This is a genomic window from Halomonas shantousis, assembly GCF_054654615.1.
In genome coordinates, this window is the sequence record NZ_BAAIER010000002.1 from 928125 (window position 1) to 941045 (window position 12921).

At 62.7% G+C, this 12921-nt stretch carries 11 protein-coding genes; 8 read left to right on the forward strand and 3 right to left on the reverse strand.

Annotated features, from left to right (window positions below; genetic code table 11):
• Positions 1-14 precede the first annotated feature (14 nt).
• The 3 genes from fghA (at position 15) to ACYQ12_RS05045 (ending at position 2831) form a co-directional block, all read left to right on the forward strand.
• A complete protein-coding gene (gene fghA / locus ACYQ12_RS05035) occupies positions 15-872 on the forward strand; it encodes an S-formylglutathione hydrolase (protein WP_459868616.1) in 858 nt (285 codons plus the stop codon).
• Between the two features lie 180 nt (positions 873-1052).
• Complete coding sequence (gene mtgA, locus ACYQ12_RS05040; protein ID WP_459868619.1) at positions 1053-1757, forward strand: monofunctional biosynthetic peptidoglycan transglycosylase; 705 nt, start codon at positions 1053-1055, stop codon at positions 1755-1757.
• Between the two features lie 147 nt (positions 1758-1904).
• Positions 1905-2831 carry a Gfo/Idh/MocA family protein gene (locus tag ACYQ12_RS05045; protein WP_459868622.1) on the forward strand — a complete coding sequence of 309 codons (927 nt, stop codon included), beginning with the start codon at positions 1905-1907 and terminating at the stop codon, positions 2829-2831.
• A gap of 9 nt (positions 2832-2840) precedes the next feature.
• Here the strand turns inward: ACYQ12_RS05045 and ACYQ12_RS05050 are convergent, their stop codons facing one another.
• On the reverse strand, positions 2841-3794 hold the full coding sequence (locus tag ACYQ12_RS05050; RefSeq protein ID WP_459868625.1) for a LysR substrate-binding domain-containing protein: 954 nt from the start codon (positions 3792-3794) through the stop codon (positions 2841-2843).
• 160 nt (positions 3795-3954) lie between these two features.
• On the opposite strand from ACYQ12_RS05050, the gene ACYQ12_RS05055 reads away from it, so the two are divergent.
• From ACYQ12_RS05055 to araH, 4 genes are all read left to right on the forward strand, one after another.
• The gene (locus ACYQ12_RS05055) at positions 3955-5196 is read left to right on the forward strand and encodes an aldose epimerase family protein (RefSeq protein ID WP_459868628.1); all 1242 of its coding nucleotides are present in this window, start codon (positions 3955-3957) and stop codon (positions 5194-5196) included.
• Positions 5197-5487: 291 nt separating this feature from the next.
• Entirely contained in the window at positions 5488-6483 is a 996-nt protein-coding gene (locus ACYQ12_RS05060; protein WP_459868631.1) for an arabinose ABC transporter substrate-binding protein, read from the forward strand.
• A gap of 74 nt (positions 6484-6557) precedes the next feature.
• Positions 6558-8051 (forward strand): L-arabinose ABC transporter ATP-binding protein AraG, encoded by a 1494-nt coding sequence (gene araG, locus ACYQ12_RS05065; RefSeq protein ID WP_459868634.1) that lies wholly within the window; start codon positions 6558-6560, stop codon positions 8049-8051.
• A 22-nt stretch (positions 8052-8073) separates the two neighbouring features.
• Positions 8074-9093, forward strand: coding sequence for an L-arabinose ABC transporter permease AraH (gene araH / locus ACYQ12_RS05070; RefSeq protein ID WP_459868637.1), 1020 nt, complete (start codon positions 8074-8076; stop codon positions 9091-9093).
• Positions 9094-9348: 255 nt separating this feature from the next.
• On the opposite strand, the gene ACYQ12_RS05075 is transcribed toward araH, so the two are convergent.
• Together ACYQ12_RS05075 and ACYQ12_RS05080 are read right to left on the reverse strand one after the other, a co-directional pair.
• Positions 9349-11370: a pyrroloquinoline quinone-dependent dehydrogenase gene (locus ACYQ12_RS05075; RefSeq protein WP_459868640.1), complete on the reverse strand. Its 2022-nt coding sequence runs from the start codon at positions 11368-11370 to the stop codon at positions 9349-9351.
• Positions 11371-11381: 11 nt separating this feature from the next.
• Positions 11382-11747 (reverse strand): hypothetical protein, encoded by a 366-nt coding sequence (locus tag ACYQ12_RS05080; protein WP_459868643.1) that lies wholly within the window; start codon positions 11745-11747, stop codon positions 11382-11384.
• 220 nt (positions 11748-11967) lie between these two features.
• Here ACYQ12_RS05080 and ACYQ12_RS05085 point away from each other — a divergent pair, with 220 nt between their 5' ends.
• On the forward strand, positions 11968-12864 hold the full coding sequence (locus ACYQ12_RS05085; protein ID WP_459868646.1) for an aldose 1-epimerase: 897 nt from the start codon (positions 11968-11970) through the stop codon (positions 12862-12864).
• Positions 12865-12921 lie beyond the last annotated feature (57 nt).

Consider the following 12921-nt stretch of genomic DNA (forward strand, 5'->3'; position numbering starts at 1 on the left):
TCAAGGAGTCGAGCATGACCATGACCGAATCGCTGGAGCTGGTGTCCGCCACCAAGAGCTTCGGTGGCTGGCTCAAGCGCTACAAGCATCGCGCCCGCAGCCTCGATTGCGAGATGATCTTCGCCATCTACCTGCCGCCCCAGGCCGAAGAGGGCAAGGTGCCGCTGTTGTGGTGGTTGTCAGGACTGACCTGCAACGACGAGAACTTCATGCAGAAGGCCGGCGCCCAACGGCTGGCCGCCGAACTGGGCATCGCTATCGTATGTCCCGACACCAGCCCGCGCGGGCTCGATCTGCCCGGTGAGCACGACAGCTACGACTTCGGTTCGGGGGCGGGTTTCTACGTCAATGCCAAGCGTGAGCCATGGGCGCGGCATTATCGCATGTACGATTACGTCAACGACGAACTACCTTCGGTGGTTCGCCAGCACTTCCCCGTCAATGGGCGCGAGGCGATCAGCGGCCATTCCATGGGCGGTCATGGGGCGCTGGTACTGGCGCTGCGCCAGCCGGGGCGCTTTGCTTCGGTGTCGGCGTTTGCACCGATCGTCAATCCCTGCGCGGTACCGTGGGGGGAGAAGGCGTTCTCGAATTATCTCGGTGACGACCGCGGCGACTGGAAGCAGTACGATGCCTGCGAGCTGGTTCGCTGCGGGGCCTCCCGCCAGGAACTGTTCATCGATCAGGGCGAGGCCGACAATTTTCTCGAGGAGCAGCTCAAGCCCGAGCGTCTCGAGGCGGCCTGCCAGGAGCGCGATCATCCGCTGACTCTACGGCGCCAGCCCGGCTACGATCATAGCTACTTCTTCATCGCCACCTTCATCGAAGATCATCTGCGTTACCATGCTCGCCATCTCGGTGCGAGCGGATAACCATACACGTTTCGATGCCCCAAAGATCTGCACGGCAACCCATGCCCCACCTCAGGTGGGGCATGTCGTTTCTGGCGTATGGCGTGGCCTGAGCCGGTGTGCCGTGATGAGAACCCTCTTGCGCATGGCGCTGGTATACTGGCCGCCACGACACTCAGCGATTGATCACAAGGCGGGCGCATGACGCAGAGCTGGCCGCGCAGAGCGCTGCGCATCTTGCTGTTTTCCTTTCTCGGTTTCATCGTCGCCTCTGTTCTGCTGGTGGCGCTGTTCCGCGTGGTGCCGGTATTCGGCTCGATGGTGATGGTGGAGCGCAAGATCGGATCCTGGGTATCCGGCGAGCCGCTGGACATTCACCAGCAGTGGACGCCCTGGGCGCGGTTGCCCGACAACGCCAAGCTGGCGGTGATTGCCGCCGAGGATCAGCGCTTTCCCGACCATGCCGGGTTCGATCTCGTGCAGGTGCGCAGAGCCCTGGATGCCTGGTTCCGGGGAGAGTCGCTGCGCGGCGCCAGTACGCTCAGCCAGCAGACGGCCAAGAACCTGTTCCTGTGGACTGGACGCAACTGGCTCCGCAAGGGGCTGGAAGCCTGGTTCACGGTGCTCATCGAGCTGCTGTGGCCCAAGGAGCGTATCCTCGAGGTCTATCTCAATATCGCCGAATGGGACAACGGCGTCTTCGGACTCGAGGCGGCGTCACGGCACTACTTCGGCGTTCCGGCCGCCAGTCTCAACGATGTACAGGCCAGCCGCCTCGCCGCCATACTGCCCAATCCACGGGCCTGGAGTGCCTTGCGTCCCTCATCCTATATCGAGCAGCGCAGCGCCTGGATTCGCAGGCAGATGCGCAATCTGGGCGGAACGGCCTATCTCCAGCGCCTTTAGCGCCAGCGCTTCCAGCGCGCAATAGCCGAACGAGCCCGCGATAACCGAAAGGATATGGATTTATCGCCTTGTGCCCATTGGTCAGCATGGAAGGAGCAGGGTAGGGTGTGGCCTACATCTGGATAACGGCCACAAAAGGACGCTTGCATGCCTGCGCTCAAGATCGCCATCGTCGGTTTCGGCAAGATCGCCAAGGATCAACATCTCCCTGCCCTGCGGGACAATCCGGACTACGAGCTCGTTGCCATTGCCAGCCGCAATGCGCGACTCGAGGGTCTTCCTCATTATTCCGATATCGAGACGCTGCTCGACGCGATGCCGGAGGTGGATGCCGTGTCGCTGTGCACGCCTCCCCAGGTACGCTACCGACAGGCCCAGGTCGCGCTGGCCCGTGGCAAGCACGTGATGCTGGAGAAACCGCCCGGAGCGACCCTGAGCGAAGTGGAGGATCTCCGTGTCCGGGCCGAGCGGGCGCAGCGCACCCTGTTTGCGACCTGGCACTCCCGGCACGCCGCCGGGGTGGCCCGCGCGAAGGCATGGCTGACGGATCGCAATATCCATCGCGTCGCCATCGAATGGAAGGAGGATGTCCGGCGCTGGCATCCAGGTCAGGACTGGATCTGGCAGCCGGGCGGGCTGGGCGTGTTCGATCCGGGCATCAATGCGCTGTCGATCGCCACCGCGATCCTGCCGCAGGCTTTCTTCCTGACCCGGGCGGAATTGACGTTTCCCGCCAACTGTCAGGCGCCTATCGCCGCGCAACTGGATTTCTGCGATGCGAACCAGGTGCCGATCCATGCGGAACTCGACTTCCGCCAGACCGGACCGCAGACGTGGGACATTCACGTCGAGACCGATGCCGGGCGCCTGAGCCTGTCCCAGGGGGGCAGCCGGCTGACGATCGACGGCGAGACCGTGCTCGACGGCGAGGATGTGGAGTATGCGGGCCTCTACACGCGTTTTGCCGAGCTGATTGCGGCGCGGCGCTCCGAGGTGGACGTGGCGCCGCTGCGCCATGTGGCCGATGCCTTCATGCTGGGCCGTCGGGTCGAGACCGAACCCTTCCACGAATGACGCTCGGCGTCACATGCCTCCACGGGACGGGTGACGGATGATGTCGCGCAGGGTCGACATCAGCACGCCGGCACCCGGCGACAGGCGCTGCTCTCGCAGGCTGACCAGCCCGTAGGGCTGAACGCTGAGCTTTTCAGTGAAGGGCAGGATACGAAAGCGCGGCGGGGAGCACAGCAGTTCCGCGACCTGGCGTGTGGTGACGGTGAGCGAGTCGGACTTGTCGACCAGCGCCAGCGACACCAGGATATCCGGCGTGTCGACGATCTGTCGCGGCGGATTCATGCCGTGATGCAGAAACAGGTTGTCGACACGTTGGCGCATCAGGGCACCGGGAGGTTGCAACGACCAGGGATAGGCCACCATAGCCTCCAGATCCAGCGAGGGCAGATCCGCGAGCGGATGGCCCTCGCGACACACGAAGCAGATCTCCTCCTCACCGATCTCTTCGAACACGAAGCGCTCGGCCGGAAACCCTTCGGGAATCCGCGTGATCGCAAAGTCGTACTCTCCCTCCATCAGGCGGGGAATCAGCATCTTGCTCACATTGACGTCGACGCGCACCTTCAAGCCGGGATGTTCGCGATGCACTCGCTCGATAGCGCTGCTCAGCAGCGTTACCGCCGGTGCCATGACCGTTCCCACCGCCACCGTTCCCGTATTGCCCTCGCGCAGGGCGTTGAGTTCATCGCCGGTATGATGCAGTTCCGAAAGGATGCTGCGCGCATGGCGGACCATGATTTCGCCGTACCAGTTGGGGGTCACTCCCCGCGGATGCCGATCGAAAAGGGCCATGCCCAACTGGCTCTCGAGATCGCCGAGCAGCTTGGATGCGGCGGGCTGACTCATCGACAGGCATTCGGCGGCGCGATGCAGATTGCGCTGCTCGTCCAAGGCCAGAAACAGCTGCAGATGACGCAACTTTAGTCGTGCACGAAGAAACCAGTCGGCGGGGAGAACGCCCATGTCATGCCTTCCTGTAGAGAATCGATAACCATTGATGCATTGTTTTTGGCAGGAAGCATTATTAGCCGGTTATTTACAGGCTGTCTAATATGATTCGGGCGTCTCCTTCTTGAAGCGCCAACAACAACATTGCTTCCCGGACGGAAGCCAGGAGCTTGCCATGTCACGCAACGTTTCTTTCTCAGGCCTGATGCTGGGTATCGGTCTTGCGGCGCTGATGCTGGAGTCGGCACAGGCCGATGACGCTGCCCACGGCGGCAGTGCCCAGCGCCATGAAGCTGCCGGTGTCGAGCAGGCGCAGTTCGGCACGTTGCCCGATGGCCGTGAGGTCGATGTCTATCGCATCGTCAATGCCAACGGCATCGAGATGCGTGTGATCAACTACGGCGGCATCATCGTCTCGTTGCGCACGCCTGACGTGAAAGGGCAATTCGACGATATCGTGCTGGGTTTCGATTCGCTGGAAAAGTACCTCTCCGATACCTACCGTGACGCCAACCCCTATTTCGGTGCACTGATCGGGCGCTACGGCAACCGTATCGCCGATGGCCGGTTCTCGCTTGATGGCCAGACCTACGAGCTGGCGACCAACGACGGTCCCAATCATCTGCATGGCGGAAAGCAGGGGTTCGACAAGGTGTTATGGCAGGCCGAACCGTTCGAGAACGACCAGGGACGGGGCGTGGTGTTGACCTATACCAGCGCGGACGGTGAGGAGGGATATCCCGGCAGATTGGAGACGCGGGTCACCTACACCCTGACCGATGCCGATGAGCTGGACATCGAGTATCACGCCACGACGACCCAGGCGACACCGGTCAACCTGACTCAGCACAGCTATTTCAATCTCGAGGGCGAAGGCAGCGGTACCATTCTCGATCATTACCTGATGATCAACGCCGAGGCTTTCACTCCGGTCGACGAAACGCTGATTCCGACCGGCGAGATCCGACCGGTGGCTGGCACGCCCTTCGATTTCACCCAGCCAACCCCGATCGGCGAGCGCATCGAGCAGGACAACCAGCAACTGCAGTACGGCAAGGGCTACGACCATAATTTCGTGCTCGCCCGCGAGTCGAGCGGCGCTGAAGGAAACAAGGCAGACGATAGCCTCGTGCTGGCCGCCCGGGTGTGGGAGCCCGACAGTGGACGCCTGCTCGAAGTCTCGACGACCGAGCCGGGGCTGCAGTTCTATTCGGGCAATTTCCTCACGGGCAATCTGACCGGCAAGCGCGGACAGCCTTACCGGCACCGCTCCGGCTTCGCGCTGGAAACGCAACACTTCCCTGACTCGCCCAATCAGGACGATTTTCTCTCCACCATTCTCGAGCCGGGCGACACCTACCACTCGCGCACGGTCTATGCCTTTTCTACCCGGAAATCGCTTGGCGGCACTCCCTGACCGCATGCTCCGCATCATGGGATGACGTATCGGCCGCCGATCGGCGGCCGATAGTCGTGCACTGGTCATACCACTCAGCCAACTTTAGTCGCATCAGCAAGACGACGTCACGACTCACAATGCCCACAGCGCCGCGACTTATCGCTATCCGATAACAAATTCACTATCGCCTCTTGGATAAAAAGGGATTTGTCGGTTATTTCGCGCATGCCTATTGTGGGGACGATTCATGGCGGACCACGTTGTGGTAATCGAAAAACAACAATGCCCCCAGGGGCAAGGAGAACGCGAATGTCTTTCCTACCGACACTGACCCGGCTGGCGTTGAGTGCAAGCCTGGCATGGGGAGCGCTGGGGTCGGCACAGGCCGCCGAGGAAAACGTCAAGATCGGTTTCATCGTCAAGAAGCCCGAGCAGGCCTGGTTCATCAACGAGCAACGGGCAGCGACCGAACTCGGCGAAGACAAGGGCTTCGAAGTGGTCCGTCTGGCCGGCGAGGATGGCCAGCAGGTGCTCAGCGCCATCGACAATCTCAATTCCCAGGGGGCGCAGGGCTTCGTCATCTGCCCGCCTGACGTGCGCCTGGGGCCGGCGATCATGAACCGGGCCAAGCAGTACGGCATGAAGGTGGTTACCGTCGACGACCAGTTCGTCGGGGCGGGCGGCGAGCCTCTGGCTGATGTGCCGCACCTGGGCATGTCGGGTTACAAGATCGGCCAGCAGGTAGGCAACGCCATCGCCGAAGAGATGCAGGCCCGCGGTTGGGATCCGGACGAGGTCGCCGCGCTGCGCATCACCAACAATGAACTGCCTACCGCCAAGGAGCGCACCGACGGTGCCACCGAGGCGCTGCTCGAGGCCGGTTTCAATCAAGCCAACATCTTCGATGCGCCCCAGCAGAACACCGATACCAGCAGCGCCTTTGCCGCGGCATCTCCGGTCCTCTCCAAGCATGGCGATTTCGAACACTGGGTCATTTATGCGCTCAACGAGGAGAGCGTGCTGGGCGGCGTGCGCGCCAGCGAACAGTACGGTCTTTCCCCCGAGCAGGTGATCGGTGTCGGCATCAACGGCTCCGGTGCGGCGTTTGCCGAGTTCTCACGCGAAAACCCCACCGGCTTCTACGGCACCGTGGCAGTCAGTTCGACCCAGCATGGCCGGCAGACGGCGGACAATCTCTACACCTGGATCACCGAAGACGTGAAGCCGCCGGCCAATACCGAAACCACCGGCACCCTGATGACCCGGGACAACTGGCAGCAGGTTCGCGCAGACCTCGTCCTTTAATCCACGCAGGACACATCGACGCCCATGCATGACGTGGGCGTGTTTCTTCGCGAGTCATTTTCGGGAGCCGGATCATGGCCGAACCTTATCTGCGTTTCGACGGCATTACCGTCGAGTTTCCGGGTGTGCGTGCGCTCGACGGCGTCAGCTTCGGGGCCAATGCCGGCGAAGTGCATGCCCTGATGGGCGAGAACGGTGCCGGCAAGTCGACGTTGCTCAAGGTCCTCAGCGGGGTCAACAAGGTCACTGCCGGCGCGCTGTGGATCGATGGTCAACGACACGTTTTCGCCAACGCCCGCGAGGCATTGGCTCAAGGCATCGCCATCATCTATCAGGAACTGACCCTGTCGCCCAACCTGTCGGTGGCCGAGAACCTGCTGCTCGGACAATTGCCCGAGCGTCGTGGATTCATCGACCGCCGTACGCTCCACGACCGGGCCGTCAAGGTACTGCGTGACTTGGGCGAGGAGGGGATTCACCCCGCCACCAAGGTGCGCGAGCTGTCGATCGGTCAGCAGCAGATGATCGAGATCGGCCGTGCGTTGCTGCGCGATGCACGGATCATCGCCTTCGATGAGCCCACCAGCAGCCTCTCCGTGCAGGAGATCCGTCATCTCAAACGTATCGTTGCGAGGCTGCGCGACGAGGGGCGGGTAGTGCTCTACGTCACTCATCGCATGGAAGAGGTCTTCGACATGTGCGATGCCGTGACCATCTTTCGCGATGGCCAGCATGTGCGGACACATACCTCTCTTGAGCATCTCGACCACGACACGCTGGTCAGCGAGATGGTCGGCCGTGAAATCGAGGATGTCTACGGTTACCGCACGCGTCAGCATGGCGACACCCTGATCGAGGTCGAAGGGGTGATCGGGCGCGGCGTTCACGCACCCGTGAGCTTTTCCGTCCGGCGTGGCGAGGTGTTCGGCCTGTTCGGTCTGGTCGGTGCCGGGCGCAGCGAACTCATGCGTCTGGTCTGCGGTGTGGAGCGGGCCCACGAGGGCGTGGTGCGCTTCGATGGCCACGCACGCCGCTTCGCCAGCCCGGGCGAGGCGATACGTGCCGGCATCGCCATGTGCCCGGAGGATCGCAAGTCGCAGGGCATCTTCCCGGTGGCCAGCGTCGCCGACAATCTCAATATCAGTTGCCGGCGCTTCTTCAAGCGCTGGGGCCTGTTTCGCAGCCCGGCACGCGAGGCGGCCAACGCCAACGACTATATCCACCAGCTGAGCATCAAGACGCCGGATGCGAGAACGCGTATCAGCACGCTCTCCGGCGGCAATCAGCAGAAGGTGATCCTGGCGCGCTGGCTATCCGAAGAGATCGAGCTGTTCGTGATGGACGAGCCGACGCGCGGCATCGACGTGGGAGCGCGACGCGACATCTATTCCCTGCTCTACGACCTGGCCGAGCAGGGCAAGAGCGTAGTGGTGATCTCCAGCGACCTGGCCGAGGTCAGTTCGATCTGCGATCGCATCGGCGTGATGCGCGACGGTGAGCTGGTCGAGATCGTACCGCGAGACGAGGCGACGCCTGAGCGCCTGCTGGGACTGGCGCTACCCGCCTGATATCGATTATGGAGAATTCGTCATGACCACACAAAAACTCACCAAAGACGTCGCAGAAGATTCCCCCCATGTCGATGCCGCGGGACGCCGCGGCATGCCCAAGGCGCTGCGTACGCTGCTCGACACCTCGGGCCTGATCGCCATCTTCATTCTGTTATTCATTGGTCTGTCGGTGCTGGTTCCCGACTTCCTGACCGGGCGCAACATCGTCGGCCTGCTGCTGTCGGTGACGCTCATCGGCACCATCGCCACCACCATGATGATGGTGCTGGCGCTGGGCGAGGTCGATCTTTCCGTGGCCTCGATCGTCGCCTTTTCCGGGGTGGTCGCAGCAGTGATCACCTCGACTTCGGGCAGTGTCGTCATCGGGGTGTTGGCGGGGGTCGCCGCGGGTGGGGCGGTGGGGGCCTTCAACGGTTTCGTAGTGGCGCGCTTCGGCATCAACTCGTTGATCGCCACTCTGGCGGCGATGGAGTTCGTCCGCGGGCTGGCCTACATCACCTCCGGCGGCGATGCGGTGATGATTACCGTGCCGGGTTTCTTTGACCTGGGCAGCGCTTCCTTCCTGGGCCTGACCCTGCCGGTATGGACGATGATCGTATGCTTCGTGATCTTCGGCGTACTGCTCAACATGACGGCCTTCGGGCGCAACGTGCTGGCCACCGGCGGCAACGCCGAGGCGGCGAGCCTGGCTGGCGTCAACGTGCGTCGGCTCAAGATCACCGTGTTCGCGCTGCAGGGCGTGGTCGCCGGCGTCGCCGGCGTGTTGCTTACCTCGCGCATGGGCCTAGGCGATCCCAACACCTCGCAGGGATTGGAACTCGCCGTCATCTCGGCGTGTGTGCTGGGTGGAGTGTCGCTGTCCGGTGGGGTGGCCTCGATCACTGGCGTGCTGGTCGGGGTGCTGATCATGGGTTGCGTACAGAACGCCATGGGCCTGCTCAACGTGCCGACTTTCTATCAGTACCTGGTGCGTGGGGCGATCCTGCTGCTCGCGGTGATGTTCGACCGCTGGAAACAGACGCGCAGAGCGAAAGCTTGAATCCTGGCTTTATCGAACAGGTCACGAGGCTAGACCGGCGATAGGCGGCCCCGCACGAAGGCCGTTCGCCAGGGATGACGAGTGTTGCCCCAGGAAAGGCCGACCGCCCAGAGAGCCGCTTCGCAAAGGTCCGCCCTGGGACAGTGCCAGCCATCAGCGACGTCGTGGAAGCGTTCCAAGGCGTCTTGCCTCGTAACGTAACGCGGGGCGGCCACAAAGGTCCGCCCCGCTTTACGTTGCCCGTGTCCTTGAGGCTTATTCGGGCAGTGCGTAGACGGCGATCTGATCGCCGACCTCATCCTTCAGGATCGTATTGCCGCCCGCGACGAAGGCGACATATTCGCGGCCCTTGTACTCATACACCGAGGGATTCGCCACGGCCGGGGCTTCGGCCTGATCGGACCAGAGTTCTTCGCCGGTCTCGAGCGAGTAGGCGCGGAGCTTGGCATCCATCGAGGCGCCGATGAAGATGACCCCGCCGGCCGTGACTGCCGGGCCGCCGATGGTGGGCGAGCCCCAGCGTTCGGGCATGAAGAAGCCATACTGCTGCGAAGCGCCTACCGGGCGGCGCCACTTCACATCACCGGTGTGCATGTCGATGGCAACGATCTCACCAAAGGGCGGTTCCCAGCACGGCATGCCGAGCCAGTTGCGTGCCACCAGCAGCCGCATCCCGTAGGGCGCGCCTTCCTGCGCGGCAAAGCCGCTCTCGTTACCCGACCCGCTATTGGCCTTCTCGTAGGCCTCGCGATCATACAGCTTGATGTATTGCACGATGTGCGAGGTGTTCACGATCGCCGTCTGGCTCTCGGGGTCGAACGCCACGCCTCCCCATTGCACGCCGCCCGCGCTGTCGGGGTAGGCCAGCGCACCCTCGCCCTTCGTGGTGGGCGGTGTGTACATGCCGCGATACTCGAGCTGGTCCCAGAGGCGCGAGCACTGTCCGAAGCCCACGGCATCGGCCAAGCCCCAGACTTCCGGCTTTTCGGACTGATCGAGCAATGGGGCGGGCTTGGTCGGGAAGGGCTGCGTCGGCGCATAGACCTCGCCCTCGACGGAGCCGTCGCCCTGAGGCACCGGGCGTTCCTCGATCGGCCAGACATCCTCACCGGTCAGACGATTGACGACAAACAGAAAGCCCTGCTTGGTCGCCTGCACCAGCGCCGGGATCTGCTGGCCGTCCACCGTGATGTCCATCAGTGTTGGCGCAGCGTTGGTGTCGTAATCCCAGATGTCGTGATGCACCCACTGCCGCGACCAGACTACCTCGCCGGTATCGATATCGAGTGCGGTGGTCGAGGTCGCCAGGGGAACCTCTTCGGTGCGGTTACCGCCCCAGTAATTGGGTGAGGGTGAGGAAACCGGCAGGTAGACCAGTCCGTGCTCCCTGTCGGCCGACATGTGCGTCCAGACGTTGGCGGTGCCGCTCTTCTGGCGCATGTCGTCGGAGAGCGCATGGAAGGTCCATTCGCGTTCGCCGGTCTGTGCGTTGATCGACCAGACAGTGCCGGGCGGCGCCTGCTCATACGCCCAGTCCATGCCGGCCCAGCCGAGAATCAGATGATCGCCCACCACGGTAGGGGGTTGCAGAAGTGACAGCGGCCACTTGTCGTTAGTGTCGTTCCACTGGTTGACGTTCAGTACGCCGTTGTCGGCGAAGCCCTCGCACAGTTCGCCGCTGTCGGCATCTAGCGCAAACAGCTGCGCATCCATCGTGCCCATGTAGACGATCTTCTGGCAGGGTTCGCCGGCCACCGGATCGTCGGCTTCCCAGTAGGAGACGCCACGGTTCTTCAATACGGGCTGCGTCAGGGCCTTCAGTTTCGAATGCGTGTCGAAGCTCCACTTTTCCTCGCCCGTTCCGGGATCAAGCGCGATCAGCCGATAGAAGGGCGTGCCCACGTAAATCGTATCGTTGGCAAAGATCGGCGTCGCGGACCAGACGGTGGCCGGCGTATCGCCGCTGCCGTCGGATACATCGCCGGTATTGAACTCCCAGACCTTTTCCAGATTGCCGACATTGTCGGCGGTGATCTGCTTGAGCGGGCTGTATTTCTGCGCGTTGAGCTGGCCATGGAAACTGTCCCAGGTCGGCTCTTCGGGCACCAGCGGAATCGGCGGGCGGGCGGATTCGCTTTCCGCGCTACCGTTTTCCTGCCCGGGAGATTCGTCCGCCGCGTTCGGCTGGTCCTGTGCCAGCAGCGGAGCAGGCGTGATGAACAAGGCGAGCGCCGCGGCCGTGCCGAAGCGTTGCGCGGTGGATAGCAATGTTGCCATGGAGCGGCTCCTCATGAATGGGCGGGGCGTTGAACGTGAGGGGAGCGGATCATGTCGAGGATGAGTCCGACAAGACCTATGGCCATGGCAACACAAAACCACCATTGGTGCAGAAGGAGTCCTGCGAAGCAGGCACCGACGAGCCCCAGCAAAATCAGAACGCGAAGTGCATTGCGAGCGCCACGGCCTTTCAGCGCCGACAGAGCCAGTGCCAGAATGGCCAGCGCGATGCTTGTCAGGATGATGGCCAGCGCACCGAGAGTGCCGGTGACACCGGTCAGCGGGGTGAAATAGGCATAAAGGGCAATGGCAAGCCCCGCGAGCGAGGCCAGCAGCAGCAGGATGGCGCCCATTCTGGACGAAAGGGTGTGCGACATGGCGTTACTGTCTCCTTGTGAAACGATGGGGGAAACATGGGAAGTCCGTTCCGTTTGTCTTGTCGTTAGTCTGAAACAGTGAATTTATATTAGCAGAACGCTGAATCGCGTGACCGGATAATGCTGCGAGTTTTCATCGAGATGCCGATATCGGGACAGGCATCCCACACCGGGTTTCCGTCACGCTATTCTGTACCGATCGATTCGATGAGGAGACGATATGCCGATTACCTTGGAAAATACCTCGCTGCGCCTGGTCGTCGCGCCTGAGGTCGGAGGCGCGGTGGTGCGCTTCGACTCACTGGGGGGAAACGGCCCGGAACCGATCTTCCGACCGGGCCGCGAGGATGAGCGCGATCCCAACCGGCTGGGACTGTATCCCCTGTTGCCCTGGGTCAACCGTATCGCGGAGGGGGGCTTCGTCTGGCAGGGCGAACACTACAGGCTGGCTGCCAATCAGCCCGGCGAGCCACTGCCCCTGCATGGCGACGGCTGGCAGCAGGCGTGGCGCATCAGACAGCAGACCCTTTCGCAGGTCAGCCTCGAGCTGGAGTCCCACCATCAGCCACCGTTTCTCTATCACGCATCGTTGGTCTATCGCATCGTCGGCGCGGTGCTGACCGTCGAGCTGGCCGTGACCCATCAGGGCGAGCAGCCAGCGCCTTATGGAATGGGGCTGCACCCTTGGCTGCCGCGTACCGCAGGCGCCGAGATCGAGGCGCAGGCGGACGGTGTCTGGGAAGTGGACGCGCGGCAACTGCCGACACACTGGCGTGCCATCGACGAGCGGCCCGAGTGGAATTTCAATCACACCAGGGGGTTGCCGGATGAGCGGATCGACAATGCTTTCACCGGCTGGAACGGTCGCGCCCGGCTGGCCTGGCCATCGCGGGGGGTGACGCTGTACATCGATTCCGATCCGCCCTGCCCGCGTTATCAGGTGTTCTCGCCGGGTCGTGAGGCCGATATCTTCTGCTTCGAGCCCGTCACGCATGATGTCAATGCCCACCACCTCGAGGCGCCTCTGGAGCATGGCCTGGTCGAACTGGCCCGGGGGCAGACACTGCGCGGGCGTTACCGTTTCCAGGTCACACGGGATGAGGCGGGGCGCGTCTGACGTGACGACCGGTAAGAATGCGTGGCGGGGAGTGTCTTTTTTATATCGACCCTTGAG

Coding starts and splice junctions, on each gene's coding strand:
- fghA (WP_459868616.1), top strand. CDS start 15: ATGACCATGACCGAATCGCTGGAGCTGGTGTCCGCCACCAAGAGCTTC.
- mtgA (WP_459868619.1), top strand. CDS start 1,053: ATGACGCAGAGCTGGCCGCGCAGAGCGCTGCGCATCTTGCTGTTTTCC.
- ACYQ12_RS05045 (WP_459868622.1), top strand. CDS start 1,905: ATGCCTGCGCTCAAGATCGCCATCGTCGGTTTCGGCAAGATCGCCAAG.
- ACYQ12_RS05050 (WP_459868625.1), bottom strand. CDS start 3,794: ATGGGCGTTCTCCCCGCCGACTGGTTTCTTCGTGCACGACTAAAGTTG.
- ACYQ12_RS05055 (WP_459868628.1), top strand. CDS start 3,955: ATGTCACGCAACGTTTCTTTCTCAGGCCTGATGCTGGGTATCGGTCTT.
- ACYQ12_RS05060 (WP_459868631.1), top strand. CDS start 5,488: ATGTCTTTCCTACCGACACTGACCCGGCTGGCGTTGAGTGCAAGCCTG.
- araG (WP_459868634.1), top strand. CDS start 6,558: ATGGCCGAACCTTATCTGCGTTTCGACGGCATTACCGTCGAGTTTCCG.
- araH (WP_459868637.1), top strand. CDS start 8,074: ATGACCACACAAAAACTCACCAAAGACGTCGCAGAAGATTCCCCCCAT.
- ACYQ12_RS05075 (WP_459868640.1), bottom strand. CDS start 11,370: ATGGCAACATTGCTATCCACCGCGCAACGCTTCGGCACGGCCGCGGCG.
- ACYQ12_RS05080 (WP_459868643.1), bottom strand. CDS start 11,747: ATGTCGCACACCCTTTCGTCCAGAATGGGCGCCATCCTGCTGCTGCTG.
- ACYQ12_RS05085 (WP_459868646.1), top strand. CDS start 11,968: ATGCCGATTACCTTGGAAAATACCTCGCTGCGCCTGGTCGTCGCGCCT.